The organism is Hyphomicrobium sp. (assembly GCF_020852195.1).
Classification (GTDB): Bacteria; Pseudomonadota; Alphaproteobacteria; order Rhizobiales; family Hyphomicrobiaceae; genus Hyphomicrobium_C.
On record NZ_JADZBI010000120.1, the window covers coordinates 19,476 to 37,342 of the forward strand.

General features: G+C 64.6%; 17 protein-coding genes, 1 tRNA gene and 1 pseudogene. 6 read left to right on the forward strand and 13 right to left on the reverse strand.

What is annotated here, in order from left to right; all coding sequences use genetic code 11:
* Positions 1-23 precede the first annotated feature (23 nt).
* The 3 genes from IT540_RS09440 to IT540_RS09450 all read right to left on the reverse strand — a co-directional run bounded on the left by IT540_RS09440 (position 24) and on the right by IT540_RS09450 (position 2,719).
* Complete coding sequence (locus tag IT540_RS09440) at positions 24-488, reverse strand: AAC(3)-I family aminoglycoside N-acetyltransferase (RefSeq protein ID WP_291176292.1); 465 nt, start codon at positions 486-488, stop codon at positions 24-26.
* Between the two features lie 352 nt (positions 489-840).
* Complete coding sequence (locus IT540_RS09445) at positions 841-1,968, reverse strand: SufD family Fe-S cluster assembly protein (RefSeq protein ID WP_291176295.1); 1,128 nt, start codon at positions 1,966-1,968, stop codon at positions 841-843.
* A 10-nt stretch (positions 1,969-1,978) separates the two neighbouring features.
* The gene (locus tag IT540_RS09450) at positions 1,979-2,719 is read right to left on the reverse strand and encodes an ATP-binding cassette domain-containing protein (protein ID WP_291176298.1); all 741 of its coding nucleotides are present in this window, start codon (positions 2,717-2,719) and stop codon (positions 1,979-1,981) included.
* Between the two features lie 129 nt (positions 2,720-2,848).
* Between IT540_RS09450 and IT540_RS09455 the strand changes: the two genes are divergently transcribed.
* Positions 2,849-3,340 carry a DUF3016 domain-containing protein gene (locus tag IT540_RS09455; RefSeq protein ID WP_291176302.1) on the forward strand — a complete coding sequence of 164 codons (492 nt, stop codon included), beginning with the start codon at positions 2,849-2,851 and terminating at the stop codon, positions 3,338-3,340.
* A gap of 116 nt (positions 3,341-3,456) precedes the next feature.
* Here the strand turns inward: IT540_RS09455 and guaA are convergent, their stop codons facing one another.
* On the reverse strand, positions 3,457-5,004 hold the full coding sequence (gene guaA, locus IT540_RS09460) for a glutamine-hydrolyzing GMP synthase (RefSeq protein WP_291176305.1): 1,548 nt from the start codon (positions 5,002-5,004) through the stop codon (positions 3,457-3,459).
* Positions 5,005-5,273: 269 nt separating this feature from the next.
* On the opposite strand from guaA, the gene IT540_RS09465 reads away from it, so the two are divergent.
* Positions 5,274-6,254, forward strand: coding sequence for a leucyl/phenylalanyl-tRNA--protein transferase (locus IT540_RS09465; RefSeq protein ID WP_291176308.1), 981 nt, complete (start codon positions 5,274-5,276; stop codon positions 6,252-6,254).
* Between the two features lie 13 nt (positions 6,255-6,267).
* Here IT540_RS09465 and IT540_RS09470 read toward each other — a convergent pair whose 3' ends face one another.
* Genes IT540_RS09470 through guaB form a run of 3 tightly spaced genes read right to left on the reverse strand, consistent with a single transcriptional unit; the run spans position 6,268 to position 9,561 of the window.
* Complete coding sequence (locus IT540_RS09470) at positions 6,268-7,563, reverse strand: RsmB/NOP family class I SAM-dependent RNA methyltransferase (RefSeq protein WP_291176311.1); 1,296 nt, start codon at positions 7,561-7,563, stop codon at positions 6,268-6,270.
* 30 nt (positions 7,564-7,593) lie between these two features.
* Positions 7,594-8,028, reverse strand: a complete 435-nt coding sequence (locus IT540_RS09475; RefSeq protein ID WP_291176313.1) for an MAPEG family protein — start codon at positions 8,026-8,028, stop codon at positions 7,594-7,596.
* A 33-nt stretch (positions 8,029-8,061) separates the two neighbouring features.
* Entirely contained in the window at positions 8,062-9,561 is a 1,500-nt protein-coding gene (gene guaB / locus IT540_RS09480) for an IMP dehydrogenase (protein ID WP_291176315.1), read from the reverse strand.
* A gap of 296 nt (positions 9,562-9,857) precedes the next feature.
* On the opposite strand from guaB, the gene pqqA reads away from it, so the two are divergent.
* Positions 9,858-9,947, forward strand: coding sequence for a pyrroloquinoline quinone precursor peptide PqqA (gene pqqA, locus IT540_RS09485; protein WP_291176319.1), 90 nt, complete (start codon positions 9,858-9,860; stop codon positions 9,945-9,947).
* A gap of 145 nt (positions 9,948-10,092) precedes the next feature.
* Here the strand turns inward: pqqA and IT540_RS09490 are convergent, their stop codons facing one another.
* Together IT540_RS09490 and IT540_RS09495 are read right to left on the reverse strand one after the other, a co-directional pair.
* Positions 10,093-10,830 carry an RlmE family RNA methyltransferase gene (locus tag IT540_RS09490; protein ID WP_291176322.1) on the reverse strand — a complete coding sequence of 246 codons (738 nt, stop codon included), beginning with the start codon at positions 10,828-10,830 and terminating at the stop codon, positions 10,093-10,095.
* 11 nt (positions 10,831-10,841) lie between these two features.
* Complete coding sequence (locus IT540_RS09495; RefSeq protein WP_291176324.1) at positions 10,842-11,834, reverse strand: Ppx/GppA phosphatase family protein; 993 nt, start codon at positions 11,832-11,834, stop codon at positions 10,842-10,844.
* A 517-nt stretch (positions 11,835-12,351) separates the two neighbouring features.
* Between IT540_RS09495 and IT540_RS09500 the strand changes: the two genes are divergently transcribed.
* Together IT540_RS09500 and IT540_RS09505 are read left to right on the forward strand one after the other, a co-directional pair.
* The gene (locus IT540_RS09500) at positions 12,352-13,221 is read left to right on the forward strand and encodes a M15 family metallopeptidase (RefSeq protein ID WP_291176326.1); all 870 of its coding nucleotides are present in this window, start codon (positions 12,352-12,354) and stop codon (positions 13,219-13,221) included.
* 117 nt (positions 13,222-13,338) lie between these two features.
* Positions 13,339-13,412: transfer RNA gene (locus tag IT540_RS09505), tRNA-Gln, on the forward strand.
* Positions 13,413-13,618: 206 nt separating this feature from the next.
* Here IT540_RS09505 and IT540_RS09510 read toward each other — a convergent pair.
* From IT540_RS09510 to IT540_RS09520, 3 genes are read right to left on the reverse strand one after another with little or no spacing between them, the layout of a single operon-like run.
* Positions 13,619-15,331: a recombinase family protein gene (locus IT540_RS09510; RefSeq protein WP_291176329.1), complete on the reverse strand. Its 1,713-nt coding sequence runs from the start codon at positions 15,329-15,331 to the stop codon at positions 13,619-13,621.
* On the reverse strand, positions 15,318-15,791 hold the full coding sequence (locus IT540_RS09515; protein ID WP_291176332.1) for a DUF2924 domain-containing protein: 474 nt from the start codon (positions 15,789-15,791) through the stop codon (positions 15,318-15,320). Before IT540_RS09515 ends, IT540_RS09510 begins: the two co-directional genes overlap by 14 nt.
* A gap of 1 nt (position 15,792) precedes the next feature.
* On the reverse strand, positions 15,793-16,158 hold the full coding sequence (locus tag IT540_RS09520; protein WP_291176335.1) for a DUF3489 domain-containing protein: 366 nt from the start codon (positions 16,156-16,158) through the stop codon (positions 15,793-15,795).
* A gap of 339 nt (positions 16,159-16,497) precedes the next feature.
* On the opposite strand from IT540_RS09520, the pseudogene IT540_RS09525 reads away from it, so the two are divergent.
* Positions 16,498-17,260: pseudogene (locus IT540_RS09525) on the forward strand (IS3 family transposase); the annotation flags it as partial.
* 218 nt (positions 17,261-17,478) lie between these two features.
* On the opposite strand, the gene IT540_RS09530 reads toward IT540_RS09525, so the two are convergent.
* On the reverse strand, positions 17,479-17,867 hold a 389-nt coding region (locus IT540_RS09530; protein ID WP_291176338.1), incomplete at its 5' end, for a hypothetical protein.

The window sequence follows — 17,867 nt, forward strand, 5'->3', positions numbered from 1 at the left end:
ACGATCCCACCGCTTCGCGAGAGTCAACGAGGAATGGGGCCGACGCCGATATCGAAATGCATCACGTCCTCCCGCGTGCCGAGCTTCTCGTAAAGCGCGATGGCGGGCGCGTCGCCGTAGTCTGCCTGGACGTAGATGACCCAGACGTCGCGCCGGGCAGCAATCTCGCGCAGGTGCCCGATCAAGGACGTGGCAATGCCGCGGCGCCGATGCGTCTTGCTCACGGCCAAGTCGTAGATGTAGAGCTCGCGCCGAGCCTTCTCGAATTTGTCGAGCTCGTAGGCAACGAGCCCGCCAACGACCTCCTCACCCTCCAGCGCCACGAGGATCACCACGTGCTCCTTCGCGAGCAGGCTCTCGCAATAGGCGTCGCTTGGCGGCTCGGCCCCGTATGTCTCCGGCTCACCGAACACCCTCCCGAACAACGTGTTGAGCTTGCGAAGGAGCGCAACGTCCGCAGGACCAAGTCGGCGGAGCGCTATTCCCACAGGGCCCTCTCTTCTTGCAAGAACACTCTGATCCAAACGTCTTCGATAACAGCCGTCGCGCAAGCCGTTCGAAGCCGGCAAGTCACGATGCATATCTTTCTCTCATTTTCCAAGATCGTGGCCACGGCCGCGCAGACTGCCCTGCTTCGAGAGGACATGCCCATCGCCGCAAGCCCGATCAGGGGCGTAACCATGAACAAGGCGAGGAAACCGAACTGTCCGGCGATCTGGCCCGCAAGCGCCGCGGCCCCTTACGGACGTAGCTTGGCGGCGACGCCAAACGGTGCCCCGCCCCATAAGTCCATTCTATATTTGATCACAGGCGACGGGCACGTCGGCCCGCCGTGCACTCTCACATCGATCCGGACTTCGCCGCCGCGATCATCGCCTTCACCTCCGCACGCATGGCGTCGGGCATCTGCTGCTGGTCGAGCTTGAGGAAACCCTGCAGAATGAGATCGCAGGCACGCTCCTCGCTCAAGCCCGTCGCCATCAGATAAGCCATCTTTTCGCGGCTGATCATGCCGATCGACGCCTCGTGCGAGAGCTGGGCCTCCGAGCTCTTGGCGTCGAGGCCGGGAATGGACACAATCTCGCCGTCCGCGCCGAGCTTCAACCCGTCGCAACCGAGGAAACCCTTGGTCCCCGGCGCCTCGCCGATCAGCATGTTGCGGTTCGTGATGCTACCACCCGCCGTCACCATGCGCGTAATGCTTTCGGAGCGCGCGCCGCGTCCCTTGAGGTGGATTTGGCTTTCCATGACGCGTGTCGTGCCCTGCGACGCGAAGATGACCGACTGGTCGTTCGAGGCACCGTCCTCTTCGATCTCGGTCCGGCTCTGCGAATAGTGGTATCGCAGCGGCGACATCATGATGTTGCTCGCGCTCGAGCGCGCCCCCTTGCCGATGCGGTTACGGGCGTAGCTGTGGACCTCCATATCGAGACCCCACTGCTCGATCGAGATCGAGCGACATGAGGCACCCTCGCGCAGGAAGCTCTCCGATAGCGAGACATGATGGCCGGCATGGACGCTCGCCGGGACCGCCGAGCCGGTGATCATCTCGACCTCGCCGCCTTTCTCGACGACGGTGATGTTGTGAATGAACTGACGCTGCTGCGGCGTCTCAAGCAGCGTGAAGAGCTGCACCGGCAGCCGCACCTTGGCGCCTTCCATGACGCGCACGAAATGCCCGAGCGGCGCATCGGTGGTCTCGGCCGCCTGCCGTACCGTCTCGTCCTCGTCGGGCCGGATCAGCGAGAACATCAGGTCCTGCACCCACGCGTAGCGCTTCAGCGCATCCGCAAGCGGCAGGATCTCGACCTGGTTGTCGTGCACCGAGATGTGCCGCATACCCTGGTCCGCAATGATGCATGTGCCGGCCCGCTCGGCGTCGTCCACGTAGCCGACCCGCGCCATCCGCTCCGTTTCTTGTGTGGTGAGCCCCGTGCGGGACTGCCTGCTCGCCAGTGCGGTTGCCATGTCGTCGCTCCTATGCCTGTGCGGCCGCCTGCGCCGGACCGATCGGCGCGGTGTAGCCGTTGCGCTGGATATGCCGGAACAATTGGCGCGGCTCGCCCGAGTGGATGATCCGGCCGTCGGCCATGATGTGCCCTGCGTCCGCCGCGATGTAGTCGAGGATGAAGCCCGTATGGGTGATGACGAGCCCGGAGCGCGGCTCGCGTCCGCCGCGCATGAGCTTGCCGATCGCCGCGCCTACGGAAGCAATGTGCTCGAGGTCAACGCCGCTTTCCGGCTCGTCGAACAGCAGCAGGGTCGGCTGCTGCAGAAAGAGCTTGAGGATCTCCCACCGCTTCACCTCGCCGCCGGAGAAACCTGCGTTGATGTCCCGGCCTGCGAACACGCCCAGGCCAAGGTCGAGAGCATCGGCCTCGCGTTTCAGGGCCTCGCTTGCGCCGAGCGCGTCGGCCAGGGCCTGCACCGTGACACCGTCGAGGGCCGGCGGGCGCTGGAACGCCATGCCGAGCCCGCGCTTGGCCCGCTCGTCGACCGGCAGGATGTCGATCCGCTCGCCACGGAGCAGAATCTCGCCGCGCGTGACCGCAAACGGCGGCAGCCCCATAATGGCAGCCAGAAGCGACGACTTGCCGGAGCCGTTGGCCCCGAACAGCACGTGCATCTCGCCCGCTCGGATCTCGAGATCGATGCCGTGCAGAATACGGGTGTCGCCGGCCGACACGTCGACGTCATGGATGTGAAGCAGTGCAGTCACGAACGTGCCTCCTCGCGGCATCCACTGCGCAAGAAATCCGGCCGCCGGCCACGGTCCGCATTGCTTTGGATCAAACTTGACGGCAATATTCCAAATTATGGATCGCGCAATCCGCAAGGAGTGGCGCGCATGAGGCACTGGCAAGCATCGATCGTGGCGATGGTCTTCGCAGGACTTTTGCCGTCCGTGGGCGCAGCCGCGGCGGTCAACGTGACGTTCGTCGCCCCCGAGCGCTACCGGGACTTCCGCAGCTCTGGCTCTCGCAATGCGACCCTGAATCAGTTCCGCCGCATCTTCACACAGCTCGGAACCCGCTACCTGAAGCCGGGACAGTCGCTCAGCATCGACGTCCTCGACATCGATCTTGCCGGCGAGTACGAGCCTTGGAGCGGCCGGCTCAACGACGTACGGATCATGCGCGATATCACCCCACCGCGCATCCGAATGCGCTACGTGCTTCGCGAGAACGGGCGCGTGCTCGCGCGCGCGGAGGAAACCGTTTCCGACATGAACTACCTGATGAACCCCTCGGCCCGGCGCTCGGGCGAGCAACTCGCCTACGAGAAGGACATGCTGCGCGACTGGTTCCGCTCGCGCTTCGGTTCGGCTCGGCCGCGCTAAACGCGACGGCGGACGGAAGGGCTGCGGATCCGCCGATCACACGGAAAGCCACCGTCAAACGAATGCTGATCGATCACCGGCTGTCGCACCGAATCGACTACGGGCGATAGTCCCCGTCACTCCCACTCGATCGTACCCGGCGGCTTCGAGGTGACGTCGTAGACGACGCGGTTGATGCCGCGCACTTCGTTGATGATGCGTGTCGCCGTCCGGCCGAGGAATCCCATGTCGAATGGAAAGAAGTCCGCCGTCATGCCGTCCACGCTCGTCACGGCGCGAAGCGCCAGCACGTGGTCGTAGGTGCGCCCGTCGCCCATGACTCCGACCGTGCGCACTGGCAAGAGCACCGCGAACGCCTGCCAGATCGCGTCGTAGAGCCCGGCCTTGCGGATCTCGTCGAGATAGATCGCATCCGCCTTGCGCAGGATGTCGAGCTTTTCCGCCGTGATCTCGCCCGGGATACGGATCGCGAGTCCAGGACCGGGAAACGGATGACGCCCAACGAACGCGTCCGGCAGCCCGAGCTCGCGCCCCAGCGCCCTGACCTCGTCCTTGAACAGCTCGCGCAGCGGCTCCACGAGCTTCATGTTCATGCGCTCGGGCAGCCCACCGACGTTGTGGTGCGACTTGATGGTGACCGACGGCCCACCACTGAACGACACGCTCTCGATCACATCCGGATAGAGCGTGCCCTGCGCCAGGAATTCCGCCCCGCCGATCTTCTCCGCCTCGGCCTCGAACACGTCGATGAAATGCTTGCCGATAGCCTTGCGCTTGCCCTCGGGATCGGTGACGCCTGCCAGAGCACCGAGAAACAGCTTCGACGCATCCACATGCACGAGCGGGATGTTGTAGTGGTCGCGGAACAGCCCGACCACCTGCTCCGCCTCGCCGAGCCGCATCAGACCGTGGTCGACGAACACACAGGTGAGTTGGTCGCCGACCGCCTCATGGATGAGCACCGCCGCCACCGCGCTGTCAACACCGCCGGACAGCCCACAGATCACGCGCCCCTTTCCGACCTGGCGGCGGATGCGCTCCACCATCTCGCGCCGGTAGGCGGCCATGGTCCAGTCCGGCTTGAGACCAGCGATGCGGTGCACGAAGTTGGAGATCAGCTTGTCGCCGTCCGGGGTGTGCACGACCTCCGGGTGGAACTGCACGGCATAGAAGCGCCGCGCCTCGTCCGCGACTGCTGCGAACGGGGCGTTCTCGCTCGTCGCGATGACGCGGAAGCCCTGAGGGAGCCGCGTCACGCGATCGCCGTGGCTCATCCAGACCTGATGCCGCTCGCCTTCCGCCCACACACCCTCGAACAACGGGCTCCCGGTCTCGATCGACAGTACGGCGCGGCCGAACTCGCGGTGATGGCCGCTCTCGACCTTGCCGCCGAGTTGCTCGGCCATGGTCTGCTGTCCGTAGCAGATGCCGAGCACGGGTATCCCGGAGCTGAACACGGCGTCCGGCGCGCGCGGGCTTCCCTCCTCGGGCACGGACGACGGCCCTCCCGAGAGGATAACGGCAGCGGGCTTGAGCTTGGCGAAGGCCGCCTCGGCATTCTGGAAGGGATGGATCTCGCAGTAGACGCCGGCCTCGCGCACACGCCGCGCGATGAGCTGCGTGACCTGGCTTCCGAAATCGATGATGAGGACGGTGGCGGACATGAGGGTTCGGTCGCTCCCGGAGACTCGGGGCCTGGGGTCCCGGTCGGCAAAGAGGGGGTAGACCACCCCACGCCGCGAGCGTCAAGCCGACCGCCCACAGCCCCGAAGCCGCAGGCTTTTACCGCCCGTTAAGCGCGATATCGGGCGAGGCCGGCAATATCTATCGCCTATTAACGGCTGCGGCCTAGAGGATGGTTGAAGGATGAGGAGTCTGCCGGCTCGGCGGGCGGTTGCGGTTAGAGCGGGGCGCGATGGGTACGGCGATTCTAATGGTAGGCGCACTTGCCGTGGCGGCTGGCGCGACCGTGGCCGGCATGCTTGCCTGGCGTGCGCGACGCGACGGGCCCTTCGCCGAGCAGCCAGTCTTCACCGTGCAGCGCTGGATCCTGGGCACGCTCTATGCGCTCCGTCCTGTGCGCATCGGCGACCTCCCGTATCTTTTCTATTACGGCGCCCGCGACATGCTGCGCGGCGGCACCCACGTGCCCGATCCCGCGCGGACCGAGCCCCGACCCGATACCTTCGGCGGCATCTGCCGCGACATCTCTCCCGAAACTGTCCTCGCCGCGGCGCGGCAGGGCTTCTTTCCCTGGTGCCACTTCGGCCCGCTCAAGTGGTGGACGCGCAACGAGCGCATGGTCCTGCTGACGTCGGATTTCCGCATGACCAAGAACCTCCGGCGCATCATGCGCAAGGCCCCGCACCGCGTGACCTTCGACCAGGCATTCGACGACGTGATCCGCTGCTGCGCGGGGCGGCGCAAGAACCGCCTCTACGGCCTGACCTGGATTACGCCGACCATCATGCGAATCTATTCGGAACTGCACCGCTTGGGGCACGCGCACTCCTTCGAGGTGTGGAATGCCGAGGGCGTCCTCGTCGGCGGCGGCTACGGTCTGTCGGTCGGCAAGGTGTTCTATACGGAATCGCAGTTCAGCCATGAATCGAACGCCTCGAAGATGGGCTTTGCTGCGCTCATGGCGCATCTCGCCAAGTGGGGCTACGTCGCCAACGACGGCAAGGCCCCGACGCCAACTCTTGAGGAGGCCGGCTTCAAGCTGATGCCCCGCAAGGCGTTCGAAGCGCTCCTCACCGAGCACGGAACGGCGGGCGACCATCCCGGCGCCTGGACCGTCACCACGACGCTGGCCGAGGTCGCGGAATGGGACCCGAGCGGCAAAGCAGCCGCTCCATCGCCCGCCAAGACGGCCAAGCCCCCGAAGCTTCCCAAGGTCAAGTCCGCGGCGTGACTGCGTGTCCGGCTTACGCCGTACGCTTTAGGCTCGCGACGAAAAAGCCGTCCGTCCCGTGCGAACCGGGCGTGAGCAGCAGCGTCTGGTCCGACCCATCGGCCGAGGCAGGAGCCTCGTCACCGATCGCGGAGCGCCAGACCTCCCTGAACGGCATCAGTGCGAATCCCGGGAACGTCTCGAGGAACCACGCCACCTGATCAGTATTCTCCTCAGGCAGCACCGAGCAGGTGACGTAGACGAGCCGTCCGCCCGGCTTGACCAGCCTCGACGCGAGCGCAAGCACCTCGCGCTGCTCGGCCTGCCGATTGGCCAGCGCCTCAGGCTTGAGCCGCCACTTGGCATCGGGCTTGCGCCGCCACGTGCCGGAACCCGAGCACGGCGCATCGACGAGCACCACGTCGAAACGCGCTCCTAAGGCTTCGAGCGCCTCCTGGTCGCCGCCTTGGAGCACCTGCACGTTCCGCACCCCGGCCCGCTGCAGGCGCGCGAAGATCGGACGCAACTGTCCCTTGTCGCTGTCGTAGGCGTAGATCTGGCCGGTGTTCTGCATGGCCGCCGCGAGCGCGAGCGTCTTGCCGCCGGCCCCTGCGCAGAGGTCGAGCACCTGCTGGCGAGGCCCGGCGCCCGAAAGCGCGGCCGCGAGCTGGCTGCCCTCGTCCTGCACCTCGAACCAGCCCTTGCCGTGCGCGGCCTCGGCCTCGACATGCGGGCTCTTCGCCGCCGCCTCGGGTGCCGGGATGCGGAGCCCGAAGGGCGCGAGGCGCGTCGGCGCCGCGCCAAGCTTGGCGAGGGCCGCCAGCACCTTGTCCCGCGTCGCCTTGAGCGTGTTCACGCGCAGGTCGATCGGCGCGCGCTCGGCCATCGCCCGGCCTTCCGCAACCGCGCGATCGCCGAACGCCCGCGTGAACGATCCCACCAGCCATTCTGGAACATCCGCCGCCACGTGCACCGGGGCGTCGGCCGGGAACCCAGCCGCAAGGCGCGCACGCTCGTCGTCGGTGAGCGGTGCCGGCGCATGCGGGCTGCCGTCGCAGAAGCGACCCACATCCTCGGCGGAAAGACCAAGCGCCCTCGGCGCGGCTGCGACCGCAAGCAGCCGCGGGCCATCGCTTCCCATCTGCGCGCCGAGTGACAGGCGCCGTCTCAGAACGTCGTAGACCAGCGTGCCGATCGCGGCCCTGTCACCGGAGCCGGCGAAGCGATGGCGCTTGCCCCAGTCCTGAAGCGCGGTCGCGGCCGGCTGATGACGCTCGAAAACATCCTCGAGCACCTCGGCCGCGGCTTGGATGCGCCCAGCAGGTTTCACGCGCTCAACCCTAGCTTGGAAGCGATCGGCTCAGGCCCCGGTCGCGGAAAAAAACAGAATGCGGATCGCAAACAGCACCCACATCACGAACAGCACGACCGAACTCGCGGCGTAGCCGTAGAAGCGGTAGGGCTGCTTGTTCGGACCCGTATGGATGTAGGCGTGATAGAGGCGCGCGACCACGAACAGCCAAGCGAGGATCACGAACACGATGCTAACCTGGCTCGTGATCATCAGGAACGCGACCACGGCATAGAACAGGACCGGCGTCTCGAGCTGATTATGGAAGGCGTTCGAGATCTGCGCGGCGCGCGCCGGCCACTTCTGCTGCCGGAGCGACACGTCGCTGAACTGCACGTCCCCGCGCTTGTAAGCCCCCGCGCGCTCGATGCGCATCCAGCCCTGTAGGAAGAACGTCAACGCGACCTGCACGAATACGGGATAGAGAATGGCGGTCTGGTTCATGGGGCTGCTCTCCCTGACGCGGTTCTACCGGCCTTACGCGACGCCCGGATAGTTCGGGCTCTCGCGCGTGATCAGCACGCCGTGCGGATGGCTCTCGCGCATGCTGGCGGGCGAGATGCGCACGAACGTGGCCGTCTCGCGCAGGTCAGCGAGCGTCTTCGCGCCCGTATATCCCATGCCTGCCCGGAGGCCGCCAATGAGCTGGTTGAGCACGCCTTCGACCGGGCCCTTGTACGGAACCTGTCCCTCGATGCCCTCGGGAACCAGCTTCAGCGTGTCCTTGACCTCCTGCTGGAAATAGCGGTCCGCCGATCCGCGCGCCATGGCGCCGATCGAGCCCATGCCGCGATAAGCCTTGTAGGTGCGTCCCTGATAGAGATAAGTCTCGCCCGGCGCCTCGTCCGTGCCGGCGAGCAGCGACCCAATCATCACGCAATCGGCGCCCGCTGCCAGGGCCTTCACGATATCGCCCGAGTAGCGGATACCGCCGTCGGCGATCACGGGAACGTCGTGCTTGTGGGCCTCGGTGGCGCAATCCATGACCGCGGTGAGCTGCGGCACGCCCACGCCCGCCACGATGCGCGTCGTGCAGATGGACCCCGGTCCGATGCCGACCTTGACCGAATCGGCGCCGGCGTCGATCAGCGCCCGCGTCGCTTCCGCCGTGGCGACGTTGCCGACCACCACCTGCACCGAGTTCGAGATCTTCTTGATGCGCGTCACGGCGTCCAGCACGCTCCTCGAATGGCCGTGCGCCGTATCGACCACGATCAGGTCGCAGCCCGCTTCGAGCAGCTTCTCGGTCCGCTCCCACCCGTCGTTGCCGACCGTGGTCGCCGCCGCCACCCTAAGACGCCCTTCGGGATCCTTGCAGGCGTTGGGATGCTTTTGCGCCTTCTCGATGTCCTTGACCGTGATGAGGCCAACGCAGTGATAGCTGTCGTCGACGACCAGAAGCTTCTCGATACGGTTCTGATGCAGAAGGCGCGTGGCCTCGTCCCGGCTTACGTCACGCGTGACCGTGATCAGGCGATCCTTGGTCATCAGCTCGGCGACCGGAGTGTTGGGGTTGGTCGCAAAGCGCACGTCGCGGTTGGTGAGAATGCCGACCAGACGCCCCTTGGTCTCGCCCTTCTTGGGCGCCTCGACAACCGGAATGCCCGAGATCGAATGCTGGGACATGAGCTTCAGCGCTTCTTCGAGCGTGGCGTTCGGCTGAATAGTAACGGGATTGAGGACGATGCCGGATTCGTACTTCTTGACCGAGGCGGCGTGGCGGGCCTGCTCTTCGGGCTGCAAGTTGCGGTGCAGCACGCCGATTCCGCCTTCCTGTGCCACCGCAATGGCAAGGCGGCCCTCGGTCACCGTGTCCATCGCCGAGGACAGGATCGGGATGTTGAGCGAGATGGTGCGCGTGACCCGGCTCGCCACGCTGACTTGGCTGGGCAGGACCTCGGAGGCGGCCGGCACCAGGAGCACGTCATCAAATGTCAATGCTAGACCCAAATCGTTGTCGATTGGGCGTTTAGCCATGGCTCTCTCCTTGGGCGGATGTGACAAGGCCGGCCGCGAAACGGGCAGCCGGCGCGAATGTCGGACGCCCTATAGCACCCGAAGGGGAGGAGGGGAAGGGTCCCGGCCTGCGGCCGAGCAGACCTGTGAAATCGTCGAATCGAGCGCTTCCCGGTTCCAGCCCCGCCGATCCTCTCGCACATGCACATCAGTACCCCTGATGGGGTGCACTGAAAATTCAATTAGACCTCGGTCGTTTATCGCGTTAGGAAAGCCCGTTCTAAGGTGCTCTAGAGCATACGAAGGAGGAAACGAAAATGAAGATTTGGACGAAGCCCGCCGTGCGCGAGCAGGAAGTCGGCCTTGAGGTGACGAGCTACCTCCCGGCGGAGATCGACATCATCTAATTGGTGATGAAGATTGGCTCGTGCACTGGCGAGCCTAAAGGCACGGCGGTCGAGCAAGCGGCCGCCGTTGCTGTTTTCTGGGATGCCATCCACGGCGGTATCCCTCGACGTTCAATGGGATAGGCCGGCAACGCGCCCGCCGGCTTCAGAGGCGGCCCTTGAAGCCTGTCGCCAATACATAGAGCTCGGCACTGTCCGAGCGGCTTGCCGGCGGCTTCACATGGCGCACCGTACCGAAGCGCTGCTTCAGGAAATCCAAGAGATCGCGCTCCGTGCCGCCCTGGAATACCTTGCAGAGAAAGGCCCCGCCCGGCGCCAGCACGTCGCCCGCGAAATGCGCCGCAGCCTCCGCCAGCATCATGATTCTGAGGTGATCGGTCTTGGCGTGGCCCACCGTGGGCGCCGCCATATCCGACAGAACCACGTCCGCGGCCCCGCCCCGAAGCTTGCCCTTGAGCCAGTCCTCCGCTCCCTCCTCCATGAAGTCGAGCTTTGCCGACTCCACACCCGCCAGCGGCTCCATGTCGAGGAGGTCGATCGCAATCACCTGCCCGACTCCGCCGACGGATTGCACGCGCTCGGCCGCGATCTGGCTCCAGCCGCCGGGCGCCGCGCCGAGATCCACGACGCGCGCACCGGGCTTCAGGAAGCGATGCTTGTCGTCGATCTCGATCAGCTTGTAGGCCGCGCGCGAGCGGTATCCCGCGCGCTTCGATGCCGTCACATAGGGATCGTTAAGCTGCCGCTCGAGCCACCGCTGCGACGACCCAGTGCGGCTGCGGGCGGTCTTGAGGCGCACGTTGAGATCGCGCTGGCCGCCGGATGCGCCGAGCGCGCTCCCGGAGCCCTTGGCCTTGGACCCCCGTCCCGATTTCCCCTTCATCCGCATGGTATCTATCCAGACCGCTGGCGGCGTCGGCGACGCCCCACGCGATAGACGCCGTCCTCACTCATGAGCGTCGCCAGTATACCCTCCCGCAGACCACGGTCTGCAACGCGCAGCCGTTCCGCCGGCCACATCCTGAGAATCGCCTCCAGGATCGCGCATCCGGCGAGCACCAAGTCCGCGCGCTCGTGCCCGATGCAGGGCTGCGCCACCCGATCCTCGTAGGAGCAGGAGATGAGCTCGGCCGTGACCGACTGGATCTCCTTGAGCGCCAGCCAGCAACCGTCAACGCGAGCCCGGTCATATCGCTTGAGGCCGAGATGAATGCCGGCAACCGTCGTCACCGTGCCGGACGTGCCGAGCAGATGCAGGTTGTCGCCGTTGGCTCGCGTCCGATACCCGTGCAAGGCCTCGAACGACCTCACGAAACCGGACACGTACGTCACCATCTCCTCGAAGCTCTCGGGCGTCACGTGATGCCCGCCGAAGCGCTCGGCGAGCGTCACCACGCCGACCGGCAGCGACGTCCAGGCGCCGATCCGCGGCTTGATGTTGAGCCGTCGCCCGCCGTCCGCGTCCGCCCCGTCCCGCCCGCTCCTGGAGAGCTCCAACCAGATCAGCTCCGACGACCCGCCGCCGATGTCGAACACGAGCACGTACTCGGCACGATAGTCGATCAGCGATGCGCACCCCGAAACGGCGAGGTTCGCCTCCGTCTCCCGGTCGAGCACCTCGAGTTTGAGCCCAACCTCGCTCTCGACGCGCCGCAGGAAATCGCGTCCGTTGCTGGCGATACGGCACGCTTCTGTGGCCACGCAGCGCACGCGTGCCACATCGTGCCGCGCGAGCTTCGCCGCACAGACCTTGAGCGCGTCGATCGTGCGCCGCATGGCGGCGTCCGACAGGCGGCCAGTCTGCGATACCCCTTCGCCAAGCCGGATGATGCGCGAGAATGCGTCGACGACGCGGAATCCGCGCCGGGATGGCCGCGCAAGCAGCAAACGGCAGTTGTTGGTTCCAAGATCGAGAGCGCCGTAGATTCGGCCGCGATCGCCGTCGTCCCGGGCATGCCCTGATGAGGGTAGCCTCCCCGTGGGCGCCTTCGCCTCCCCGGCGCCAAGACCCGCTGTTCTCAGGTCACCCGCGGGAGGAGAGGCATGCCGCGGCTCATGAGAAGGAGCGCTCGCGCGCTCGTCATCCGTCAGTTCCCGCACGTCTTCGGTCCCCAGGGCCTGGGTCCGGGGAAGCGGCGTCGCGCGCCGGCTAACCCTCTCGTCAGGCCATTGTCTGGCTGCATCCAAAACCAATGTAGCACCTGACCGCGCGCCGTAAAGCAAAAGCACACAGATCGGTTTACACAGAGGAAAACTCGTCCGTGACATGGCGGCGAGGGTCGTGCCACATCGTGGCAAGGCCGCGTTCGAGTTCAACTGTCGGAGTCGCATTCAACGACAGGCAAACCGCGAATTCCATTCATCGACCTAACGGGCTCCAACCATCCTTGCGATCGTTCAACTGATGCCTTTGTCGCCGATTCTGCGTGCTTGTCTCGTCCTTCTTCTGGTGTGCCCCGGCTCTGGCCCCACGCGCGCCGGAGCGGATGTCTTCGCACCCCCTGCAATCAAGCGCCTCGTCGCGGCCTACCCCGAGGCAATCGAGGAGATCGACGAGGGCTGGCTGGTCTGGCGCGATGGCTCGCGCATGCAGATCGACGACGGAAAAGGAATCAAGTCGTTCCGAGCCTGGCTCGACGACCCGGACATCGAGGACATGCTGCGCCTTTCCTATCCGGCTGGAGCCGACGACGTCCCGCCGCCGCCCGAATACGATCCCGGCCGCGCCCGCAACGCGGCTTTCTTCGACAAGATGTACGGAGACTGCCGCAAGGGCGAGGTGAAGCCCAGGCTCACAACGGTCACTTGGCTGCCGCGCAAGACGCGCCAGCGGCTCGAGGTCACGACCGTCAACGGCGTGGCCGCGCGCCTAGCCGCCGTCTCGCAGGAGCTCGACCGGCTTCCACCAGAGTTCGACAAGTTTCTCTTGCCCGCGGGCGGCACCTACAATTGCCGCGTCATCGCCGGCACGAGCCGTGTCTCCGCGCACGGATACGGCATTGCCATCGACATCGCCGTGCGCCAGTCCGACTATTGGCGATGGGCACCCGATGCACTCTCTGGCAACATCGTCTACCGCAACCGCATCCCACTGGAGATCGTCCACATCTTCGAGCGTCATGGCTTCATCTGGGGCGGGCGCTGGCACCACTACGACACCATGCACTTCGAGTACCGCCCCGAGTTGCTGCCACCGATCGCCCCACTGGAACGGACGGCCCCCGGCCACAGTTTGGACAATGCGGCCCCCAACGGCGCACCTTTGAAGAAGTAGGGTCAATTCACGCCGCTCAACCGTTCTTGCGCGACGGGGAACGAGCTGTTATACGGCCCCACTCGGCGCGCCAGGGACCCGATCCGGGACCGTATGAGCCCGCCGCGATCCCGGCTTTGGGGGATCGTCTAATGGTAGGACTGCAGACTCTGACTCTGCCTGTCTAGGTTCGAATCCTAGTCCCCCAGCCACACACCCCATTGAAATCGCTACATTTCTGAGACCTCGGCTCGCGCCAGAATTGTCGCGTGATTTCTGCGGCTTGTCTCGCCGGTCATCATAGCCCGTGCCACCAGAGACACTGAAAGCGGCCTCTCGGTAAGAAATCTCGCGCCGGGTCTCAGGAGGCCACTTTCGAGACGGGGGATATGGATCGTTGCGCTCGGTTTCTGGGTCGTCAAACGACGAAACCCAGGTGCGTTCTCTGCTCAGTCCAATCGAGCGGCAGATCCTTGCCGAGCTTGAGGAGACGCGTTGGGCTCAAGTCGATGGGCTGCCGCCCCTCGAGGCAGTCGCGCACGATGTCGGGAGCAAGATATGAGAGGCGCACCAGCGCACTAACATGCCCTTTGCCCGTGCCAAGTCGCTGAGTCATGGACTCGATGCTGTCGTCCGAGCCTGCGAGAAGCGCGGTTCTGAACGAGAAGGCATCGCGTAACAAGCTGACAAGCCCGGCTTGAACCTCCGATCGGGCACCGGTCTCGACGACAATGCGCATACCTTTTCCCGCCCGACGCAGGGAAGCCGCAAACGAGAGAGCGAGGGAATTCACATCTTGCCAACCCGCAGACCGACTGGCCCCGAGCCTTTCCGCCAGCATGCCGCGGTCGATGCGAACAATAATCCGATCCTCTGCGACGGCGACCTGCTGGACGACGGCCTTGATGAACTCCCTCAGGTCCACAGGCGGATGGGTCAGCCAACTCTGCGCCAGCTCGGACGCTCTGCGCAGAACGAGGTTGAGCGACTGTGCATCGAATTCGAACGGCGCAATCGCGTCGCTTACCTCGCATCTGGATGACAGGAAGGCTCGGAGTTGATCCATCACCAACCCCTCGACCTCACCTGCCGGGATGCGCATGCCACCCTGCGCTGCAGGCCGGGTGCCCTCCAAGAGCGATGTCGAGATGTAGTAACGATACCGCTTGCCGCGCTTGTTGGCATGCGTCGGTGTCATGCGACACCCGTGAGCATCGACTATCAGGCCCGCAAACAGGCTCGGCGCCTCGGCCCCAACACCCAAAGATCGCTCCTGACGATTGGCCGTGAGCTTATCCTGCACGAGCTGCCAAAGATCACGATCGACGATAGCTTCATGCTGACCTGGATACACATTACCTTGATGGGCTATCTCTCCCCGGTAGATGCGGTTCTGGAGCAGCGTATAGAGCGCCCCTCTGGAGAATGGCTGGCCGCCCGAGAGCCGTCCGCCAGCACCTTCGCGGCGCTTGCTCATGATGCCATTGCGATCCAGCTCCGCGCGAAGTAAGGCGACCGATCCCAGCTCCGCATAGCGTCGGAAGATCAAGCGAACGGTGTCTGCCTCTGTCCCGCTGACGATCAGCTTCCGATCCTTGACGTCATACCCCAGCGGAACGTTACCGCCCATCCACATGCCCTTTGCCTTGGAAGCGGCAATCTTGTCCCGGATCCGTTCACCAGCAATCTCGCGCTCGAACTGTGCGAAGGAGAGCAGCATGTTGAGCGTAAGCCGCCCCATAGACGTCGTCGTATTGAACTGCTGGGTTACCGAGACGAAGGACGCGTTGTGTCCATCCAGGACATCGACGATCTTGGCAAAATCTGCCAATGACCGCGTCAGTCGATCGACCTTGTAGACGACCACGATCTGGACCTTGCCGGCCTTGATATCGTTGAGCAGCCGCTGAAGGGCGGGCCGCTCCATCGTACCGCCCGAGAGTCCCCCGTCATCGTACATGTCGGGCACAACCACCCAGCCGGCATGGCGCTGGCTGGTGACATAGGCTTCACAAGCCTCCCGTTGAGCATCGAGAGAGTTGAATTCCTGCTCGAGCCCCTCATCGGACGACTTTCGAGTGTAGATAGCACAATGAACAGTCGAGGAGGATCGATGGTCAGCTTTCCGCATCACCGATCTCCGATACTGCCGATCGCGATCTCAGACCAAAGAAGCGCGGCCCGGACCAGTGCGCACCCGTGATCTCTCGCGCGACCACGGAAAGCGATTGGTAACGCCGTCCCTTCCACTCCACGCCATCGGCATAGACCAGAACCGTGTGCGTCACACCGTGCCACTCGCGCACCAAACGCGTACCGGGCTTCAAGGTGATCGGCGGCGCAGGTTTGCGAGCATGACCATCTTGAGGAGCAGCACCACGTGGCTCCAGCTTTCGCATGAGAGATTTGGAGAGGCCGCCGAGCGCCCTCTCCTGAAACTTGTATATGATCCCCCGGATTAGAAGATCACGCGACAGACGCATCGGCGGCTGCATTCGGTGCAGCCGCCGCCACTCCATGCGCAACTCGAAGAGGGTTAGCGCACTGAGCCGCTCAATCTCCGCCGCGACATCGATCGCCGGTTTGGGCATATCAACGGCTGCGACGGGTCGCGATACGATAGCGGCGAGCCTCACCCGACTCCTTGGACGACGTCAGCGTGAAGCCGAGCTTCTTCTTCACCGTTCCGGCCAGAAAGCCGCGCACGCTGTGCTGCTGCCAGTCTGTCGCGTGCATGATCTCTTCGATGCTCGCCCCATCGGGTCGACTCAAGAGTGTGAGAACCTGCTCTTGCTTCGTGACCCGCGCCTGATTTTGCGGCGCCTCGAGCTCCGGTGATTTACCGGCCCCAATCCGAGGGCGGCGAAGGTTGGGGGCAGGTTTGGCTTTCGCCGCGACGTTCTTAGAACGCGAGGCTCGCGTCGACCTGGAAGAGGCTTCGATTGCGACAGTTGACATAACTAGAGACTCCGATGGCTGGCGGCGTCGGGATTGGCGCTCGCACCACCCAAAGCCCCGCAGATCGCGAGGCGAGCCCCTGATTGGGCGGCTTCATCGGCGTGTCAGCCACCCCTAAAGCAATGCGTCCTTTGCACCGGAAGTCCAGCCACCTTCGCCAGGAAAATGCGGAACAAGCGCCGTCTAGTTAACGACCTGCGTGCATAGCTTGACGAATTCTGCTTGGCCGAGAAAGCAGTCTCACTCCTCCCGCCGGCCGTACATGGGTGACGGCGGGGGTACCGAGACGGCTAATCCCTCGATAGCCGACATCAGGCTTTGTTCGAGATGACCGGAGCGTGGGGTGTATCGATCCGCCAGGCCTGCGGGCTCATGCAGATCGCGCCGAAGACGTACCGGTACCGATCGCGGCGCCCCGGACAGGGCGCGCTCGAAGCACGGATCAAGGAACTCTGCGCGACGCGGGTTCGCTGCGGCTACCGTCGCGTCCACGTGTTATTGCGTCGTGAGGGGTGGGCCATCAACGTGAAGCGTGTTCGTCGGATCTACAGCGGTTTGGGCCTGCAATTGCGGAACAAGACGCCGCGCCGGCGGGTGAAGGCGAAGCTGCGTGACGATCGTGCGCCGGCGACCGGCACGCACGACGTGTGGGCGATGGACTTCGTGCATGATCAGCTAGCGATGGGCGGCAAAGATCCGGATCCTGACGCTCCTTGACACCTACTCGCGCTACGCGCATTCGATCGATGCGCGTTCGCAATATCGCGCCGAGAATGTGGTCGCGACGCTGGAGGCTGTTTGCGGTAAGGTGGGCTATCCGAAGGTGATACGGGTGGACCAGGGCACAGAGTTCGTGTCGCGGGATCTCGACCTGTGGGCCTACGCCCACAACGTCATTCTGGACTTCTCGCGACCCGGCAAGCCGACGGACAACGCGTTCATCGAGGCGTTCAACGGTCGATTGCGAGCGGAGTGCCTCAACGCACACTGGTTCATGACTCTGGCCGATGCGAGGGAGAAGCTGGAGTGTTGGCGTAAAGACTACAACGAGGTGAGACCGCACGGAGCGATCGGAAACAAGGCCCCGATCGCGCTATTCAATCCCGCTGACGATACCAGTCCGTCAGTGGCGACGAAGGCCGAAACTCCGGCCTCGAATGAGGGCACGTTGGGGCTCAGATCAAAACTCACCCTATGAGCGAGTACCAATCGGGGGCAGGTCACGGCCGAGAGACGGTACGTGACAGCTTCAAGTCCGAGGGCGACCGATCACAAGCGCACCTCCGTCGGAGGCAGCGAAGCAGAGCAAGTCCTTGCTTTCTATTGCAGACGACGAACGAAAGGAAAGTCCTCGCCGCGCCCGCCAAATCGCGCTGATTGCACTCCGCCGATGGCGCCACGACGTAGGACTTCGGCACGCGCTTCAGGATCTTTGATGAGCTTCGGAACGAGATCCTGTACATGCGCGACAAGCTCGGCAATCGATACGACACCATCACTATTGGCATCGCCGCGATAAAGCGAATCGATGAGGGCGGAGGTGAAGACGCCGTGGCCCAGTTCGGTAAGCTCAAGTGCAGACTGTCCCAAACCTGCAGCTGTCAGCACTGGCCGCCCTGTCGCTTCGAGAAGCCGGCCGATGGCCGCGTCCGACGTGGGGGTGTCGAAGCGAGATCGGCTGTGGCCGGCTGTCAGCGCACCCGACTCGC